We start from the raw sequence: 17,914 nt of genomic DNA, 5'->3' as shown, positions 1-17,914 counted from the left end.
TCTCATGCACTGGCTTTTAACACACTGTTGAGTTCTCAAGAAACGGACGCGTACCCCTCACTCGAAACCATTCAGGCTTTTCGCTCGGAGGCGTTCATTTCGTTGTGTCTTAATTCTTTCAGCCGTTCAAGTCCCTGTCAAATTGACTCGACTCGCTCGATCTGCAGAAATTAAGCCGCGCCCCGTTTCCGGGACAACCCCTCTAACTTACCAGCCCTCACGAGCAGACGCGAACGCCGCCGCAGTGGAAGTTCTGGGGGTCGCCCCCGAGTGAGATCGGCGATCAAGCGCCGCCCTCGCGGGACTGGTGAACTCTATGTACGCCTCCGGGAACCGTCAAATCGATGGTTCGGGAGCGCGCCAGGGGTACGTACCCGACGTGCGAGATCATCCCGCGCCCCGGGCGCTCATCATCCTGGCGGGCATCGCCGCCGCGATGGTCGTCCTCTACGGAATCCGCGAGGTCGCGTCCATCGCAGGCCCGGTCGTGCTGGCACTCGTGCTCGTCATCGCCGTTTCCCCCATCCGTGCGCGGCTCGCTGTATGGCGCGCGCCCATCTGGCTCCAGGTGGCCGTGCCGTTCCTCATCGTCGTGCTCGTGCTCCTCGGCATGGCCGGCATCGTGACCATCTCTGCCACCGAGCTCGTATCGCTGCTCCCCACGTACGCAACCCAGTTCGACCGCCTCCTCACCGACGCGCAGCACTGGGCAACCACGCACGGGCTCAGCAACGCAATGATCAACAAAGGGTTGCAGGCGTTCGATCCGGCCAAGATCGTGGAATTGGCGCAGAGTCTGCTCGGCAGTTTGATCGGCATTCTGTCGGCGATGTTTCTCATCGTCGTGTTGTTGCTGGCGATGTGTCTCGACGCGCCGGGGACCGCGAAAATTCTCACCACCGGCGAAGGGCACAGACCGGGACTGGTGACGGCCCTGGGCACGTTCGCGCACAAAACGCGGCGTTATCTGATTGTCTCGACCGTCTTCGGACTGATCTACGCGGTCTTCGCGATGATCGCCCTGTCGCTGCTGCACGTGCCGCTGCCGCTGCTCTGGGGCGTGCTCGCGCTGATCGCCAACTACATCCCGAACATCGGTTTCGTCATCGGCCTGCTGCCGCCCGCCATGCTCGCCCTGCTGGACGGCGGCGTGCAGAAGATGTTGCTCGTCATCGCCGCGTACACGGTCACCAATGTCGTCACCCAGTCGTTCATTCTCCCCAAATTCCTCGGGGACGCCGTGGGGCTCTCCACGACCATGACGTTCATCTCGCTGATCGTGTGGACTTTCGTGTTGGGGCCGCTGGGCGCCATTCTCGCCATTCCGCTCAGTTTGCTGGCGCGGGCGTTGTTCATCGACAGCGATCCGAGCGCCGGGTGGGCACAGGCGCTGGTGTCGGGGAAGCTACCCGGAAAGTGAGACCCCGGAAAAGGAGACGAGGTCGCGCATGGACACCCCGCTCAGCCGCTTGACGTCGTGTGACAGGTGCGCCTGGTCGGCATAGCCCGCCGTGACCGCCACCTCCGCCAGCGGGACGCCGGTGCGGGCCAGGGAAAGCGCACGCTGGAAGCGGACGATGCGCTGGAGAGTCTTGGGCGCGTAGCCGAACGAGGTCAGGCTGCGGCGATGCAGCTGGCGCTCGCTGAGGCCCAGGTCCCACGCCACCTCCCCCACCGTGCGGCCGTTCCTGAGCGCGTCGGCGATGGCGGAGCTCGCGGGATCGACCGATGTCCCCTGGGCCAGGCGCCCTCTGACGGCGACACGCATCGCGTCGAGCCGCCACGTAGGGCCGGTGTCCGGGACGTGCAGGGGCGGGAGATCGGACAGCGGGACGCGCCGGTCGCGGAGCTCCTGGAGCGGGACGCCGAAGAAGTCGCCCGCCGCGCCCGGCTTGAAGCGGATGCCCACGAACGTGTCGCCCGAAGCCATGGGCGTCGGCATGGGCCCCGTGTCCGGGCCCGCCACGAACAGCCCCTCCGGCCCCCAGATCAGGTCGACGCAGGCGTCGGGCACCACGAGCTGCGTGCTGTCCGCCTCGCTGACCTGGTGCCACACGCAGGCGACGCGATCGGCGAGATCCGCGCCGGGGGGCCGTTCCACGTACATGCCCCCAACGTACGCGAGCTCACCGACAGAACCCCGGCAGCCGCCCGTACGCACGCAGCGTCTTGAGCCTCAGCATGGTGACGTATCCGCCCCATTCGTGCGCCACCACCGGGGTCCACATCAGCCAGTTCCCGCTCCATCCCCCGTCGTCGGTCTGCGCGGCGATCAAGGCGTCGAGGTGGGTGTCCAGGACGTCCTGGGCGAACAGCGGCAGCCGCAGCGGCTCGGGCGCGAAGTCCAGCGGGAAGTGCGCGTGTCCCGACGCGTCAGGATCGAAGGAAACGGTCGCGAGGATGGCCTCGCGCAAGCGCGCGAGCTCCGCCTCCGCACGGGATCGGTCCGGCACCAGGTCCAGGAACGTCACCACGGCCCTGGCCTCGTACGGGTTGGTCTCGGTGATCGCGGCGATTTGCGACCAGCAGAAGTCGGTGGCCGCGGCCAGCCAGGGATGCGTGCTGCCGTGCTTGTGCAGCAGCCCCGCGATCGAGGCGGTGGGCACGAGGCTCCCCGGCGGCTCGTCGGGGGTCTCCCACCACGGCGCGTGAAGCGTGTCGCGTACGGACGGCAGGACGAACGGCACTCCGCCGTCGGGCGCGCTGACGCGGGCCAGGTAGTCGCAGGCGGCGGGCACCATCGGCGAGTCGAACGCGCCGAGCTCGTCCAGGATCCAGAACGCCACCTCGACCGGCTCCGGCTGGCTGCCCGCGCCGCGCAGGTCGGGCTCGAGCGCGTTGCCGAAGCCGCCGTCCGCGTTCTGGTAGCAGCGCAGCACGTCGAGCACCCGCTCGCGCGGCCCGTCTTTGAAGAGCGTCTCGAAACGCAACCTGTCGATGAGGCGCCCGTTGAGATGCAGGTATCGCTCTGCGCGGTCGATCACGTCCATGGAGGCGAAGTTACCCCTTCCCTCGAGCCGTTCTCTTGTAAGAATCGGACGTGTGGAGCGGCAGCGGCGATGGTACGAGGACGAGCGGTTCACCGGCGTGAGCGACGCGGCGGCGATGCTGCCCGCCGTGCGGCGGCTCGACGAGATGATGCGCACAGAGGGGTGGGTGACCGAGGAGCCCGAGGCGCATCTCCTCCCCCACCTGCGGCGCGTGCCCGGCTGGGAGGTGCTGGGCGAGCGGCTGCTCGACGACGGCTTCTACGAGGTGCGGGCTCGCCCGGAGGAGGAGCTGGAGGGCATCGACGTGCAGCGGGCCGTGATCAGGCTGCTGTCGGTGATCGCCGAGCCCTCCTTCTTCGTACGCCAGGCGGGCGGCGACGTGTACGACTGCGTGACAGGCGTGATGCCCGGCGACCCTCCGGGGATCTTCAAGTCGCACGGGCACCTCGTCCGGGTCATAGTCGTCACGGAGCACGAGTAGGTCAGGGAGTCGCGAGCGCCTCCGTCGGCGACATTCGCGCGGCACGTACGGCCGGGTAGAAGCCCGCCACGCCACCGATGATCAGCGTGGCGAAGACGCCGCCGAGCATGGCCCAGAGCGGCACGACCGCGGGCCAGCCCTGGAAGCCCGCGTAAGCCGCGGTGACGCCGATGCCGATCAGCACGCCGCCCACGCCGCCGATGGCCGACAGCAGCAGCGACTCCGCCAGGAACTGCAGTCGGATCTGGCCGCGCGTGGCTCCGAGCGAGCGGCGCAGGCCGATCTCCGCGCGCCGCTCGAGCACCGAGATGACCATCGTGTTGGCCACGCCCACGCCGCCCACCAGCAGCGCGACGCCGCCGAGGCCGAGCAGGAGCGCGTTCAGCGTGGCGTCGGTGGCCTGCTTGGCGGCCAGCACGTCCGACGGCCTGGAGACCTCGACCTCGTTGGGCTGCTCCGGGTTCGCGGTGCCGGCGAGCACGTCGCGCACGGCGACGACGTACGCCTCCTGCGCCCTGGTGTAGATCGTGGTCGCGTAGCCGTCGAAGCCGAGCCGCTGCTCCGCGACCGGCCAGCCGACCAGGGCGGCCGTGTCCAGCTCGGGGGCGAGCGGCGCGGGTGCCAGCACGCCCACGACGGTGAACCACCGCCCGCCCAGCCACACCTGCTGGTCGGGGCCGGCCTGGACGACGCCGAGCCGGTCGGCCGCCTTGGCGCCGAGCACGGTGGCCGGGTAGCGATGGGTGGCCTCGTTCAGCCAGGTGCCGCTGACGACGGTGGCGCCGACGTCCTCGAGCAGGTCGAGGCGGGCGGCGGTGACGGAGACGCTGCTGGTCTGGGCCTCGGGGATGTGGTCGTTGCGGTACACCTTGGCCGGTGTCGTGCCGGTGGCGGTGACCGAGGTGACGGGGCCGATCCGGCCGATCATGCCTTCGGCCTCCTCGGGCAGGTGCGACGCCTCGCCGAACAGGGTCTTGCCGGGCGAGACGGTGAGCAGGTTCGTGCCGAGCGCCGCGAGCTGCCGGTTGAGGTCCTCCTGGCTGGAGGCGGAGATGCCGACGACTCCGAGCATCGCGGCTATGCCGATGGCGATGCCGAGCGCCGACAGGAACACCCGCAGCGGCCTGGCCCGCAGGCCCGCGCCGCCGACCCTGACCACGTCGCGCGGCCGCATCCGGGATGTCACCAAGGCGGTCATATCCGAACTCCCTCCACCACCTGGCCGTCGAGCATCTCGACCTGCCGGGGCAGCGAGGCGGCGATGTCGCGGTCGTGGGTGATGATGACCACGGTGGTGCCGCCCGCGTTCAGCTCGCGCAACAGTTCCATCACGCCGGCTCCGGAGCGGGAGTCCAGGTTGCCGGTCGGCTCGTCGGCCAGCAGCAGCTGCGGCTCGCCGACCACGGCACGGGCGATGGCCACCCGCTGCCGCTCGCCGCCGGACAACTCGTGCGGGCGGTGGCCGAGCCGGTGCCCGAGCCCGACACGTTCCAGGGCGTCGTACGCGCGCAGCCGCCGCTCTCGCAGGGACGGGCCCGCGTACAGGAGCCCGTCGGCCACGTTGTCCAGTGCGGAGACGCCGGCGGCCAGGTGGAACTGCTGGAAGACGAAGCCGATGACGTTCGCGCGCAGCGCGGACAGTTGCTTGTCGGTGAGCGAGCCCACGTCGTGCCCCGCGATGCGGACCTGGCCGCCGGAGGGGCGGTCGAGCGTGCCGATCATGTTGAGCATGGTCGACTTGCCGGAGCCGGAGGGACCGACGATGCCCATCAGCTCGCCGTGGTCGATGCCCATCGAGACCCCCTGGAGGGCGGTGACGTCACCGTAGTGCTTGCTCACGTCGTGCAGTTCGACGATCACTTGGGCACCGCCACGGTCATGCCCTCCTGCACGCCGGTGACCTCGACCTGGCCGTCGGCGAACATGCCGGTCTCGACCGCGACGTAGCGGGTGGACGAGCCCTCGACCACCTGCACGCCGTAGCCGCCCTCGGCCAGCGCGAGCAGCGCGCCGACGGGCACGGCGAGGACGTTCTTCCGCTGTTCCGACACGATCGTGACGTCCACGGGGGCGGCGTCGTACGACTTCTTCAGGCCGCTCACCGACACTTTGACCTCGACGGTCGTGGTGGCGTCGTTGCTGTTGGCGGTCTCGGTGGCGACCTTGCCCACGCTGGAGATCTTGCCGTTCACGGTGCTGCCGTCCGGCAGCTCGACGGTGGCCTTCATGCCCTTCCTGACCAGGTGTTCGTCGGCCACGTCGAGGTTGACGAGCACCTCGCGGGTGGTGCCGGTGGCGGTGAGCACGGGGCCGCTCGCAGTGTCGCCGAGCGTCTTTTTCAGCTCGGCGACCCGGATGGGACCGTCGGCGATCACGACGTCGCCGGGCTGCACCCTGCCGGTGACGCCGAGCCCGAGGTCGTCCTGCCAGTCCTCGACCGCTTCCCTGGTGGCCCAGGTGAACGTGTCGTCCACGTCGAAGCCGGTGTAGCCGAGTGCCTTCAGGTTGCGTTCGAGCAGCTCGACGTCCTTGCCCTCGACGCCGTCCTCCAGGGTGCGGTAGAGGGGCATGGTGCCGTACAGGAGGGGGCGGCGATCGGCGTCCACGCTGTAGACGCCGTGGCCCCGGGTGATGGTGGTGCCCTCGCCGGGAAGCCAGGTGATCGTGCCCTGGGACTTGCCGGTGATGGTCAGGGTGTCGCCGTACCCGAGGGTGCCGTCCACGGTCTCGGTCTCAGTGAGGGTCGTGCGGGTCACCTTGGCGGTGGCAGGGGGCGTGCGGGTCGCGTCGGCCGTGCCGTCGCCGTTGCCGCCGAAGCCCAGGGCAGCGGCCGCGACGGCGGCGGCGAGCAGCGCGGCGCCGCCCGTCCACGCCAGCGTCCGCAGCGGGCGGCGGGGCCGTGGCGGCAGGGCACGTGAGGTGAGTAAAGGCTCCTTGACCTCCGTCACTTCTTCCCTCCCTCCCGCGGGAACTTCTGGTTGCAGGCTTCGAACGCCGTCTTGAACTTGGGGTCGTCGCGCTTGAGCTTGCCCATGCTGCCGCTGGGGAAGGTGCCGTCGGGATTGGGGTCGGGCATGTCCACGCCGTTCTCGCGCATGCACTGGGCCAACTGGCGGAGCTGCTCGACGTCCTCCGGCTTGAGGCCTTCGCGAAGCTTCGCCGGTGCGTAGGCGCGGCAGGCGTCGAGGGCCTCCGCGAGCTTCTTCTTGTTGGTGTCCGTGCCGATCGACCTGAGGCCACCGCCCTTGTTCGGGTCGGGATCCTCCATCGGCACGCCGTGGTCGCGCATGCACTGCGCGAACTTCCTGCCCTGCTCCTGCGGATCTGCCGTCGCGGTCGCGCCGGCGGAGGCGGAGGGCCGCGCTGAGGCGCCCACGTCCACGGAGGCGACTCCGGGTGGGCTCTGCCGGCTCCCGCAGCCGACGGCGAACGCGGCCAGCAGGGCCGTCGCGATGAGTGTCCTTGTCATGCTCCGAATGTGCCGAGCGCGCTTCAATGCCGGCTGGGAGCCGCCTCGGAGTCAGGTAGGAGCACGCGGAAGGTCGAGCCCTCGCCGGGCGCGGTGTCCACCTCGACGCGGCCGCCGTGGGCTCGGACGATGGCGGAGACGATGGCCAGGCCGAGCCCGGCGCCGCCATCGGCCCTGGTCCTGGCCTGGCTGACGCGGTAGAGGCGGTCGAACAGGTGCGGTACGTGGTCGGGCGGCACGCCGGGCCCGGTGTCCGACACCTCCAGCACGGCCATGCCGCCGGACCTGCCGACCTTGACGGTGACGGAGGCGTCGGGGGGCGTGTGGCAGAGCGCGTTGCCGACGAGATTGACGGCCACCTGGCGCAGGCGGGCGTCGTCGCCCGTGATCGAAACGGGCGCCAGCCGGCCGTCCAGCCCGGCCAGCTTGACCTGCCGCTCCGGCACGCGTACGCGGGCATCGCGGATCGTGTCGGCGGCCACCTCCAGCAGGTCGACGGGGCGCCGGTCGAGCGGTCGCTCCTCGTCGAGCTGGGCCAGCGTGAGCAGGTCGTTGACCAGCACGCCCATCCTGGCGGCCTCGTCCTCGATCCGGCGCATCGCCTCGTCGGCGTCGCCGCCGCCCCTGCGGTGCAGTTCGGCGAAGCCGCGTACGGAGGTGAGCGGCGTGCGCAGCTCGTGGGAGGCGTCGGCCAGGAAGCGCCGCATGCGGGCCTCGGAGTCGGTCCTGGCGGCGATCTCGGACTGGAGGCGGTCGAGCATGACGTTCATGGCTCCGGCCAGGCGGCCGGGCTCGGTGTGCGGGTCGTGGGCGGGCACCCGGCGGGCGAAGTCGCCGCGCGCGATGTGGCCCACGATGGCCTCCATCCTGGTCAGGGGGCGCAGGCCGAGGCGTACCAGCGCGTCGGCGGCCAGGCCGAGCAGGAGCAGCACGAACGCGCTCACCGCGACGGCGATGGCGATGGCGGAGTTCTGGGTCTGCTCGAGTTCGGCGAGCGACTGGGCGAAGACCCAGGTGTTGCCGTTGGGCAGCGGCGCGGCGCGCACCCGCCACGAGGCCCCGCCGGTGCCTGGCACGGTGTAGGTCTCTCCGGTCCTGATCTCGTCGATGACCGGGGCGGGCTGGGTCTGGTCGCCGGAGGACTTGAACTGCAGCGTGCCGTCCGCGCTGTAGACCATGATCTGCTGGACGGCGGCGAACCGCTTCGTGAGCAGGTTGTAGACGTCGTTCCCCACGATGGACTTCTGCTGCGGGATCGCCTGGACGCCTTTGGCCGAGGCGATCTTGGCGATCTGTTCGAGCTGGTGGTCCACGCGGTTCATCAGGTTGTCGCGGAGCAGCACGATGCCCACCAGGTTGGAGAGCACCAGGCCGAGCGTGGCGAGCCCGAGCACGGCCATGACCAGGCGGGTACGCAGGGTCCAGGTGGCGGGTCTCACCGCGGGGTCCTCAGCGTGTAGCCGACACCGCGCACGGTGTGGATGAGCTGCGGCTCCCACTTGTCGATCTTCTTGCGCAGGTAGTAGACGTACGACTCGACGATGCTGGAGTCGCCGTCGAAGTCGTATCGCCACACACTGTCGAGGATCTGGGCCTTGCTCACCACCCGGCCGGCGTTGGTCAGGAGATATTCGAGGAGGTTGAACTCGGTGGGCGACAGGTCGACCGGCACACCGGCTCTGCGCACCTCGTGGGCCTGGGCGTCAAGCTCCAGGTCGGCGTAGCGGAGGATCTCGTCCTCGGGCTTGGCGCGGCTGCGGCGCAGGATGGCGCGGATGCGCAGCACCACCTCCTCCAGGCTGAACGGCTTGGCCACGTAGTCGTCGGCGCCGAGCGTGAGCCCCTGCACGCGATCCTCCACCCGGTCGCGGGCGGTCAGGAACAGCACGGGGATGCGCTCGCCAAGCCGCCTGGCGACCTCGAACCCGTCGAAGTCCGCCAGCATCACGTCGAGCACCACGATGTCGGGTTTGAACTCCCTGGCGGCCGTCACCGCCTCCGCGCCCGTCTCCACGGTCCGCACCTCGAACGACACCAGTCGCAGCGTCTGCGAGAGCAGCGCGCGGATGTTCGGCTCGTCGTCGACGACGAGCACCCTGGCCGGTCGGTCCATGGTTAAAGGTCTACCCGAGCCACTTCAAAGCGGGCTCAAAGCGCTCACTTCACGAAGAACACCGGCCCGCGCGGCCGGAACGGCAGCGACGCGCCCTGCGGCACCAGGAACGCGTGCTCCCTGCGGATGTGCAGCACGTCACACGCGCCGTCGGTGATCACCAGGATGGGGCCCTCCGGCGGGAAGTCGTTGGCCTGCTCGAGCAGCCTGACGCCCGGCTGGAGGACCGTGCCGCCGCGGCCGCGCACCCTGACCTTGCCCGCGATCTCCTCCACCGGCAGGTATCCGGCGTCGTAGGCGGCGGCGTCGCAGAAGACCACACGGGCGCGGGGCACGTCGCGGGCCGCCGCGTAGGAGGCGATCGCGCCGAGCGCCTTGCCGAGCAGCGTCACGTCCATGGACCCGGAGGTGTCCAGCACGACCCCGAACGTGGCCTTGCGCACGACCTCCTCGGGCCGTACCCAGCCGGGCCGCGGGATGCCGGGGCTCGACGCCTGCCTGCGCGACGCGCGGGCGTAGGAGCGCCGCTTCTCCTCGGGCTGGAAGTGCTCGTCGAACCAGCGGGCGAGCCGGGCGTCCCAGGGCAGCGGCGGCTGGTCGAGCGCGCGGATCTCCTGCTCGAGCCCGGCGGGCAGCAGGCCGCGGCCGCTGCTCTGGTGGTAGGCCAGGCCGGTGCAGAGCGCGTTGCGGTAGTACTCGTCGAGGTCGACGTATCCGCCGATGCGGCGCGGCGGCTGGTCGAGCACGTCGCCGAGCCCGCGCCCGCGCAGGGTGGCGAGCTTGCGCAGGCGGCGCAGGTCGGTGGCGATGCGGTCGTAGACCGCCTCCGCGGACATGCCGCTCAGCGACTGGTCGAACAGCAGCCCTTCCGGCATCTCGCCGACGCCCATCTCGATCAGCCACCCGTTGATCACGTAGTCGCAGGCGATGTTCCACAGGTACGGCTCCCGCATGCCGCACCGCTCACCGTGACGCAACGCGGCGTGCAGCATCTCGTGAGCCAGCACGAAACGCCATTCGGGCTCGGAGTGCTGGGCGAGCGGGTTGATGTAGATCTCCCCCGCCTCGGCGCTGACCGCGGCGATCGAGATGGCCCAGCCCCTGGCCAGCTCGGCGTCCGAGACGATCTTCATGCCCGCGGCCAGCGCGCCGAGCAGCGGGTACGAGGACGTGAACCAGCGCAGCGCCAGGTCCCAGGGGCCCTTGACGTGCCCTTCGACGGGGTGCGGGGCTCGCCGGCCCGGTCGAGCGCGCTGGTGGCCGCCTCGGCGATGCCGATCGCGAACGTGCGCTGGAAGTCGAGGTCCTCGGCCAGCTTCGCCGAGCCGATGCGGAAGTCGGGCTCGCCCAGTGGCTTGAACGGGGCCGGGACGCCGAGCCTGCGCCAGCGCTCTGACAGCGCCACCTCGTCCTGTTCGGGCAGCTCGTCGGGCAGCGGCCAGGGGCAGCGCCCGATCTTGAGGGTGCGCAGGAACCGCTCCACGGCCAGGCAGCAGGCCGCGTGGTAGGCGGGGTCCGGGCGGTCGCCGTCGATGTCCTTCGGCGCGCAGGCACGCGGGTCGGCGTGGCCGAAGCCGAGGTGGAGCAGCAGGTGGGCGAAGACCCACGTCCACTCCTCGGCGGGGGCGCGGCGCTTGGGATGGAAGCGCACGTCGCCGTCGTCGGTGGCGACGGCCCAGGTGTCGCTCCCCAGCTCGTCCTGCTCGGCCTCCAGCAGGTAGCTGTGGAAGACGCGGAAGAGCGGTTGCCGGAGGACGGTGTTCCAGCCGTTGTGGACCTCTGCCCGCCACGGATCGACCTTGGGCTTGGCGCGGCTCATGACCGGGCCGCCATCAGCCGCGGCACGTCCCTGCCGACCTCCACCAGGAACCAGGTGGGCAGGGCGGGCGCGCCGTCGGCGTTGTTGGCGATGACCAGCTGGGCGCATTCGAGGGAGATCTCGGCCAGCTCCACCAGCAGGGTCTTGGCCCGGAAGCCCAGGTCGCGACCGCGGGCGGAGGATCCGCGCTTGTCCGCGGGCAGCTCCTTGATCAGGCGGGCGCGGAACGCCTCGGCCAGGAAGTAGAGCAGGTCGCGCTCCTCGGGCTTGCGGGGCCAGGGGGCCTCGCCCTTCAGCACGGCCTCCAGGTCGTACGCGTGCCGCACGGTCTTGACGTACGCGCGGAAGGCCGAGGCGTGCGTGGCGGTCAGCGTCCCGAACGCCAGCATGGCGATCGTCTCGTCGGGCACGTCGTCGCCGTACGAAAGCAGCACGTCGGACAGCATGTGCCAGGCCCGCGGCGAGGAGAACGGCTCCTCGGTCTTCGGCGGCGGGCTCCACAGGTGGTCGGGCCGCTGCACCAGGTAGTCGACGATCCACGGGTGGATACCGTTGGCGGCGGCCCACTTCAGCCAGTCGTCGGCCGAGGCCCGCAGGTGCACGTGGACCAGCCGGTTGATCAGCGCGGACGCCATCGGGCGGGCGAGCGCGTTGTCGGTGGCGCGGTTGCCCGCGCCGATCACCACCGAGCCGGCGGGCAGGTCGTACGTGCCGATCCTGCGGTCGAGGATCAGCGAGTAGAACGCCTTCTGCACCTCGGGCGCGGAGGCGTTGAGCTCGTCGAGGAACAGGCAGTACGGCTCCGCGCGGGCGATCGACTCGGGCGGCGCGAACCGGCTGCGCCCGTCGACCAGCTCGGGCACGCCGATCAGGTCTTCGGGGGCGAGCTGGGTGCCGAGCAGCGTCACGCACTCCAGGCCGAGCGAGTCGGCGAAGTCGCGTACCAGCGAGCTCTTGCCGATGCCGGGGGCGCCCCACAGGAACACGGGCCGGACCACGGCGACGTGCAGCAGCAGCTCGGGGAGCTGCGCCGGGGTGACCGTGACCGTTGCCTGCACGCATTCCAGGGTGGCGAATCACGCGCCGCCCGCGCATCACATTTAATTACGTTGCCCGGGTGACCGGCCGCTGCCTACTGTGACCGGCATGACATGCATGTTCACCTGCCAGGTTTTCATTCGCATCCGCCACGGCCGGGCTCTGGCCCGCTAGCGGACGCGACGATCTGAGCAGAGCCTGATCCGGGCGTCCGCGCGCGTGCCCAGGGCCCTTCGAGACACGTCAATCTCGAGGACCCGGAAGGGCAAGTGCTGTGGCGCAGAATTTCGCGCACGGAAACTATTCACATACTCAACGCAAAGCCAGGAACAGCGGCGGCCGCACGCCCACGGACCGGGCGCGGCGCACTCTCTCGCAGAATTTCCTGGCCGACAGGCATGCCGTCGAGCTGGTGGTGAAGGCCGCCGCCCCCGAAGGGCTCGTGCTGGAGCCCGGCGCGGGCGAGGGTGTCCTCACTTTCGCACTGGCCGAGGCGGGCGCGAGGGTCGTCGCCTACGAGATCGACCCGAGACTCGCCGTACGACTGGCCGGCCGCACACGCGACGATCCCAGGATCGACGTGGTCAGGGGCGACTTCACGGTCGCACGGGCGCCGCGGGAGCAGTTCGCGGTCGTGGGCAACATCCCGTACTCGATCACGTCGAAGATCGTGGACTGGTGCCTGCGGGCGCCGGCGCTGACCTCGGCGACACTGCTCACCCAGCGGGAGTACGCCCGCAAGCGGGCGGGCGACTACGGCCGCTGGAGCCTGGTCACGGTCGAGTCGTGGCCGTGGTTCAGCTGGCGGCTCGGCGACACGATCGGCAAGGAGGGCTTCCGCCCCGTCCCGTCCGTCGATTCGGCGATCCTGCGCATCCAGCGCAGGCCGCAGCCGCTCGTACATGGGCGCGGCTCCTACCAGGAGCTGGTCGAGCTCGGGTTCGGCGGTGTGGGCGGCTCGGTGCGCGCCTCGCTGAAGACGCGCTACCAGGGGGTGGACGCCGCGCTGGAGGCAGCGGGCGTCGCCCGTGACACCGTCGTGGGCCACGTCCACCCCGACCAGTGGATCACCTTGTGGGAGCGCCTATGCCGGTGACTTGACCCTGGCCGGCTCCGAACGGCCGACGATGGGAGCCAGTCCTGGGGCCGCGGTCGCGATGCGGCGGCCCCAGGGCATGGCCAGCGCCAGGATGGGGAGCAGCACGATCGACGCCCGTGACCAGTCCTGGTGCAGGTACCACCAGGTGTTGACGTCGAACTGCGTCATGTAGAGGTAGCCGTATCCGGACCAGATCGACACGCCCACGATGGCCGGCCAGGCGAACTTGGTGGGCCTGGCGACCAGGAACGGCATGAACCACAGCAGGTATTGAGCGCCCAGCCGCGGCGTCACCACCATGAAGATCAGCAGGATGGCGATGGTCATGTCGATCGGGTCGGCTCGCCGCCAGATGAGGATCACCGCGATGACGCACGCGTAGATGAGGTTCGTGCCGAAGGAGGCCAGCGCCGGTATCAGCGCCCAGTCGCCGCCGGTGAACCACGGCGTCCAGCCCCATTCGCCGATGATCGGCCGGATGTCCCGGATCGTGTTGATGACCGCGGGGATCTGGTCGAGGGACGTGCCCGCGAAAATCGGCAGCGTGACCAGGAAGAACAGCGGCAGGAGCCCGGTGGTGAACAGGGCGGCGACGCGGGAGCGCAGGTTGGGCAGGAGCAGCAGCATGCCGGGGATGAGCCAGATCGGCCAGCTCTTGGCGCACAGCGCGAGGCCCATCAGGACTCCGGCCAGCGCGCCCCGCTTGAGATCGGACTTGTCGTCGGGCCCCGGCAGCAGGGCGCGGTGCAGCATGCCGCCCCGGCCGATCACGCGCGGGATCGAGGAGCGCACGCCGTAAGCGGCCACGCCGGCGCGTACTTTGGCGACGACGTCCGTCGCGACGCCGGGACGCTCCAGCGGGCCGGAGCCGCGGGCCACCACGAACGCGGCCACGCCGAACACGAGCGCGACCGGCTCGACCTGGCCGTGGATGCAGGCGATCATCAGGGCGAGCGGGTTGAGCGCGTACTGCAGGGCGCGCAGCGACGCCTTGGGGCCGCCGGCCAGCTTGGCCACCAGCGGGATGAGCACGATGTCGGCGACCACGGTGACCAGGCGCCCGGCGAACTCCCACGGGATGCCGAGCCAGAGCAGGATGCCGTACACGTACGGGATGGTCGGCAGGAAGTGCCAGCCGCCCTCGCTGGCCAGCACCGGGTCCTGGCCGCGCAGCACGGCCTCGCCCGCGGGCTTGAAACTCTCCATGAAGTCGACGGGCTGCCACGAGTCGATCGCCGACGTGTACATGATCAGCAGCCGCACGGCCACGCCCACGAGGACGGCGACAATGAGCGGCGGCCGCCAATCGCGCCATTGGGCGATGAGAGCGAACACGACACCGGCGACGAGGACTATCCCCGTGAGAACTGCGTAATCCATGGCGGCCTCTAGCCTGCCGCAACATCGGCGGTGCTTGCCACCAGGGCTTCCAATTCTTATCCCCGACATGCCGATACGTATGGCGATAGTGCATCACTGTCTGTGTTGAACTTTTTCCATGGGGGGATCGCAGGTCAACCAGGCACTGGTCAGGCTCTATTTCGAGGTGAGGGATGGTACGCGCGACCCGGTCGCCACCTGGGCGAAACTCACAGCGAATTCACAGCAATATCGGGCGGGCAGAGGCGAGCGACGGGTGCCGCTCGACGACGCCACGGCGGCCGAGCTGACGGCCGCGGCGATAGTGCACACCACCGCCCAGCACGGGGCCGACCGGGTGGCGGCGCTGTCCACCTCGCCACTGGCGCGGCTGGTCGGCGGGCTCGGGGGCGCGGTGCTGACGGAGCATCCGTGCGCGCCGGATCAGGTGCTGGGGCCGCGGTTCGCGGGCCCGGGCGCCGACGACTGGGCGCGTGCGGCGTACGTGCTGCAGTGGGGTGAGAACAACCGGCTGGTACGCACGCCGGACACGCCGTGGGTGATCGCCGGGCGGTACAAGGGGCAGAAGGTGGTCGCGGTGGGCACGCATCCCACGCGGCTGTCTGACGAGACGCTGGTCGTGCGCCCCGGCACCGACGGGGCGCTCGCGATGGCCATGGGGCACGTGCTGCTCAAGGAGTTCTACCTGGACAGGACGCCGTTCGCCGAGCACGCCATGGAGCACACCGACCTGCCGTTCCTGGTGCGGCTGCGGGCGCGCGAGGACGCGTACGTGCCGGGCGGGCTGCTGGGGCGCGGGTGCGACCGGCTGAGCGTGTACGGCGGCGAGGCGGTGGAGGTGCTGCTGCCGCGCTTCGACGACGGGCCCGGTGTGCTGCGCCGCGGCGTGCCGGTGCTGCGGGAGGGCGACGAGCTGGTGACGACCGTGTTCGACCTGCTTCTCGCCGTCTATGGCGTGTCGCGCCCCGGGCTGCCCGGCGTGTGGCCGTCCGGGTACGCGGACCGGGGTGAGCCGTACACGCCCGCCTGGCAGGAGGCGTGCACCGGGGTGGCCGCGTCGCGGACGCTGAAGATCGCGCGTGAGCTGGGCGTGACGGCCGAGAAGACCGGAGGGCGGTGCCTGCTCGTGCCGGGGCGGCTCGATACACCGCACGCCGACACCGCCTACCGGGCGATGCTGTCGCTGCTGGTGCTCACCGGGTGCGGCAGCGGGTGGGCGCAGGCGGGCGGGGCGGGAATCCCGCTGGTGCCGTACCTGTGCCTGCACGCGTGCGGCGAGGACCTGGCGGACGTGGGCGCGCTCAGCTGGGCGCTGGCCGAGGGGCTGTTCGCGCGCAGGACGGCGCGCTCGGTGCTGCTGGAGGCGGTGCGCGACGGCTGGCCGATGGCGCCGCCGCCGCGCGTGCTGGCCCTGCCGCGGCCGATCTACCCGCTGCCGCCCGACGTGGACCTGCTCATCGGGCCCGACGACCATTGCGACCTGTCAACGCCCGACGTGGAGCTGGTGGCCGGCTCGGTCGAGAAGCTGACCGGGCGTACGCCCACCGCCGAGACCCCGAGCGGGCCCGGCGGGGGGCGGATGCGGCTGCTGGTGGACCACGCCTGGATGCACGAGTACGGCGAGGCGCTGCCCACCTACCGGCCGCCGGGCCTCGGCATCCCGCTCAAGCCCACTCAACTCGTCAGGTGAGCCCGTTCAGGTACGCCCGGTGGCTCCGGGAGAACTCGAACCCGTTGTACTTGTCCCAGTTGATCGACCAGGTCATGAGGCCGCGCAGGTTCGGGTAGACGCCGCGCGGCCGGTAGGTGTCGCAGTTGGCGCCTTTGGCGAGGCAGTCGAACGCCTTCTGCACCTCCGCCACGGTCGTGAACCCGTTGCCCGCGTTCGGGGAGGCGGGCAGCCCGATGGCCACCTGGTCCTGGCGCAGCGGCGGGAACATGTTGCCCGCGTTGCCCATGATCGGGAAGCCGGCCAGCAGCATGTCCGTCATGGCCACGTGGAAGTCGTGCCCGCCCATCGTGTGGTACTGGCCGTCGAGCCCCATGATCGGGCCCGAGTTGTAGTCCTGCACGTGGAGCAGGGTCAGGTCGTCCCGCATGGCGTGGATGACGGGCAGGTAGGAGGCGCTCCTGCTGTCGGCCGTACCGTTCGGGCCCGGGCCGTAGAACTGGTAGCCGAGCTGGACGAAGAACGTCTCCGGGGCCATGGTCAGCACGAACTTGGCGCCGTACCGGCTCTTGAGCGTTTTCAGCGCCGAGATCAGGTTGACGATGACCGGGGTGGTGGGGTTGGCGAGGTTCGTGTCGCCGGGGTTGAGGTAGAGCGAGTGGCCCTCGAAGTCGATGTCCAGGCCGTCGAGGCCGTACCTGTCGATGATCGCGGACACCGACTCCACGAACTTGTCCCGCGCCGCGGCGGTCGTGAGCTGCACCTGGCCGTTCTGGCCGCCGATCGAGATCAGCACCTTCTTGCCCTGGGCCTGCTTGGCCCTGATGGCGGCGACGAAGTCGGCCTCGGGCTCGACGTTCGGGCATTCGGCCGCCGGGCACTGGCGGAACCTGATGTCGCCCGAGGTGACCGAGGTGGGCTCGCCGAAGGCGAGGTTGATGACGTCCCACTCGTTGGGCACATCGCTCATCCGGATATATCCGGATCCGTTGGCGAAGGACGCGTGCAGGTAACCCACCATCACCCGCTTCGGCAGCGCGCCGCCTCCACCGCCGCCGCTCGTCGTCGTGCCGCTCACTTCGGGCGTGTACGCGGAGCAGTTGTTCGCGGCGTCGCAGGCGCGGACCTTGAAGCGGTACGTGGTCGACGCGGCGAGCCCGGTCGCCTGGTGGCTCGTCCCGGTGACGGCGACCGGGGCGCCTCCGTCGCGGGAGACCTCGTAGCGGGCGACCCCGACGTTGTCGGTGGCGGCCGACCAGCTCACCGTGAGGCTCGAGCTCGTGGCGCCGCCGGCGGACAGGTTGCCCGGGACCGTCGGGGCCTGGGTGTCCGGCGTGCCGCCCGGGCCGTCGAGCACCACGTCGTCGGCGAGATAGGCGCCCTGGCCGTACCAGCCGTTGACGTAAACGGTCACGGACGTGGTCGAGGGGCCGGTGGTGAAGGAGGTCTTCAGCTGGGTCCACGCCGCGCCCGGGGAGCCCCAGGTCTGCGGGTCGGTGCCGCCGGTGCCGGTCGCTCCGAGGAAGACGTAGCCGCCCTGGACCCAGGCCGAGAGCTGGTAGGCCGTGCCGGGTTTGACCGTGACGACCTGCTGGCAGCGGGCGGTGTCGCTGCCTGCCGGGGTGGCCCGCAGCGCCGCGGCGCCGCCGTGCACGGGTGACGTGACGGCCTGCGCGCCCGATGTGGCACTGCACGTCCAGCCGCTCAGACCGGACTCGAAACCGGGGTTGGCCAGGATGTTCGCGGCCGCCCCGGCAGCGGACGGGGTGATGGCGTGGAGCGCGGCGAGCGCCAGGGCGAGTGCGACCGGTCCTCGGAGTTTCATGGATGCCTCCATGCGGCCCGCCCCCGGCGCG

17 protein-coding genes are annotated in these 17,914 nt (G+C 70.5%); 4 read left to right on the top strand and 13 right to left on the bottom strand.

The features are described 5' to 3' along the window. Nucleotides 1–379 precede the first annotated feature (379 nt). Nucleotides 380–1,420: an AI-2E family transporter gene (locus ACQPWU_RS11975; RefSeq protein WP_433439175.1), complete on the top strand. Its 1,041-nt coding sequence runs from the start codon at nucleotides 380–382 to the stop codon at nucleotides 1,418–1,420. Here ACQPWU_RS11975 and ACQPWU_RS11970 read toward each other — a convergent pair. After that, the gene (locus tag ACQPWU_RS11970; protein WP_433439173.1) at nucleotides 1,406–2,107 is read right to left on the bottom strand and encodes a DUF6597 domain-containing transcriptional factor; all 702 of its coding nucleotides are present in this window, start codon (nucleotides 2,105–2,107) and stop codon (nucleotides 1,406–1,408) included. The genes ACQPWU_RS11975 and ACQPWU_RS11970 overlap by 15 nt on opposite strands. A gap of 19 nt (nucleotides 2,108–2,126) precedes the next feature. Further along, nucleotides 2,127–2,990 carry a hypothetical protein gene (locus ACQPWU_RS11965; protein ID WP_433439171.1) on the bottom strand — a complete coding sequence of 288 codons (864 nt, stop codon included), beginning with the start codon at nucleotides 2,988–2,990 and terminating at the stop codon, nucleotides 2,127–2,129. Between the two features lie 52 nt (nucleotides 2,991–3,042). On the opposite strand from ACQPWU_RS11965, the gene ACQPWU_RS11960 reads away from it, so the two are divergent. Beyond that, nucleotides 3,043–3,471 (top strand): hypothetical protein, encoded by a 429-nt coding sequence (locus ACQPWU_RS11960; protein ID WP_433439169.1) that lies wholly within the window; start codon nucleotides 3,043–3,045, stop codon nucleotides 3,469–3,471. Between the two features lies 1 nt (nucleotide 3,472). Here ACQPWU_RS11960 and ACQPWU_RS11955 read toward each other — a convergent pair whose 3' ends face one another. From ACQPWU_RS11955 to ACQPWU_RS11915, 9 genes are read right to left on the bottom strand one after another with little or no spacing between them, the layout of a single operon-like run. Then, on the bottom strand, nucleotides 3,473–4,669 hold the full coding sequence (locus ACQPWU_RS11955; protein ID WP_433439167.1) for an ABC transporter permease: 1,197 nt from the start codon (nucleotides 4,667–4,669) through the stop codon (nucleotides 3,473–3,475). Then, nucleotides 4,666–5,328, bottom strand: a complete 663-nt coding sequence (locus ACQPWU_RS11950) for an ABC transporter ATP-binding protein (protein WP_433445191.1) — start codon at nucleotides 5,326–5,328, stop codon at nucleotides 4,666–4,668. The genes ACQPWU_RS11955 and ACQPWU_RS11950 overlap by 4 nt, the downstream gene beginning before the upstream one ends. Continuing rightward, complete coding sequence (locus tag ACQPWU_RS11945) at nucleotides 5,328–6,419, bottom strand: peptidoglycan-binding protein (protein ID WP_433439164.1); 1,092 nt, start codon at nucleotides 6,417–6,419, stop codon at nucleotides 5,328–5,330. The genes ACQPWU_RS11950 and ACQPWU_RS11945 overlap by 1 nt, the downstream gene beginning before the upstream one ends. Then, entirely contained in the window at nucleotides 6,416–6,940 is a 525-nt protein-coding gene (locus tag ACQPWU_RS11940; RefSeq protein ID WP_433439162.1) for a hypothetical protein, read from the bottom strand. The genes ACQPWU_RS11945 and ACQPWU_RS11940 overlap by 4 nt, the downstream gene beginning before the upstream one ends. Nucleotides 6,941–6,963: 23 nt before the next feature. Then, the gene (locus tag ACQPWU_RS11935; RefSeq protein WP_433439160.1) at nucleotides 6,964–8,379 is read right to left on the bottom strand and encodes an ATP-binding protein; all 1,416 of its coding nucleotides are present in this window, start codon (nucleotides 8,377–8,379) and stop codon (nucleotides 6,964–6,966) included. Further along, nucleotides 8,376–9,053 (bottom strand): response regulator transcription factor, encoded by a 678-nt coding sequence (locus ACQPWU_RS11930; protein WP_360701233.1) that lies wholly within the window; start codon nucleotides 9,051–9,053, stop codon nucleotides 8,376–8,378. The genes ACQPWU_RS11935 and ACQPWU_RS11930 overlap by 4 nt, the downstream gene beginning before the upstream one ends. 44 nt (nucleotides 9,054–9,097) lie before the next feature. Then, nucleotides 9,098–10,186: a vWA domain-containing protein gene (locus ACQPWU_RS11925; RefSeq protein ID WP_433439156.1), complete on the bottom strand. Its 1,089-nt coding sequence runs from the start codon at nucleotides 10,184–10,186 to the stop codon at nucleotides 9,098–9,100. After that, entirely contained in the window at nucleotides 10,183–10,872 is a 690-nt protein-coding gene (locus ACQPWU_RS11920; protein ID WP_433439153.1) for a hypothetical protein, read from the bottom strand. The genes ACQPWU_RS11925 and ACQPWU_RS11920 overlap by 4 nt, the downstream gene beginning before the upstream one ends. Further along, on the bottom strand, nucleotides 10,869–11,930 hold the full coding sequence (locus ACQPWU_RS11915) for an AAA family ATPase (RefSeq protein WP_433439151.1): 1,062 nt from the start codon (nucleotides 11,928–11,930) through the stop codon (nucleotides 10,869–10,871). Before ACQPWU_RS11915 ends, ACQPWU_RS11920 begins: the two co-directional genes overlap by 4 nt. A 254-nt stretch (nucleotides 11,931–12,184) precedes the next feature. Between ACQPWU_RS11915 and erm the strand changes: the two genes are divergently transcribed. Next, complete coding sequence (gene erm / locus ACQPWU_RS11910; protein WP_433439149.1) at nucleotides 12,185–13,006, top strand: ErmE/ErmH/ErmO/ErmR family 23S rRNA (adenine(2058)-N(6))-methyltransferase; 822 nt, start codon at nucleotides 12,185–12,187, stop codon at nucleotides 13,004–13,006. On the opposite strand, the gene ACQPWU_RS11905 is transcribed toward erm, so the two are convergent. Then, a complete protein-coding gene (locus ACQPWU_RS11905) occupies nucleotides 12,995–14,389 on the bottom strand; it encodes a hypothetical protein (RefSeq protein ID WP_433439146.1) in 1,395 nt (464 codons plus the stop codon). The two genes, erm and ACQPWU_RS11905, sit on opposite strands and share 12 nt — an antisense overlap. A 118-nt stretch (nucleotides 14,390–14,507) precedes the next feature. On the opposite strand from ACQPWU_RS11905, the gene ACQPWU_RS11900 reads away from it, so the two are divergent. Continuing rightward, nucleotides 14,508–16,079 carry a molybdopterin-dependent oxidoreductase gene (locus tag ACQPWU_RS11900; RefSeq protein WP_433439143.1) on the top strand — a complete coding sequence of 524 codons (1,572 nt, stop codon included), beginning with the start codon at nucleotides 14,508–14,510 and terminating at the stop codon, nucleotides 16,077–16,079. Here ACQPWU_RS11900 and ACQPWU_RS11895 read toward each other — a convergent pair. Beyond that, nucleotides 16,072–17,883, bottom strand: a complete 1,812-nt coding sequence (locus tag ACQPWU_RS11895; RefSeq protein ID WP_433439141.1) for a chitinase — start codon at nucleotides 17,881–17,883, stop codon at nucleotides 16,072–16,074. The two genes, ACQPWU_RS11900 and ACQPWU_RS11895, sit on opposite strands and share 8 nt — an antisense overlap. Nucleotides 17,884–17,914: the final 31 nt, after the last annotated feature.

Origin of the sequence: Nonomuraea sp. CA-141351 (assembly GCF_050944675.1) — a bacterium.
Lineage (GTDB): Bacteria > Actinomycetota > Actinomycetes > Streptosporangiales > Streptosporangiaceae > Nonomuraea.
Note: the sequence above shows the minus strand (reverse complement) of the source record. Positions and strands in the feature narration are given on the sequence as shown.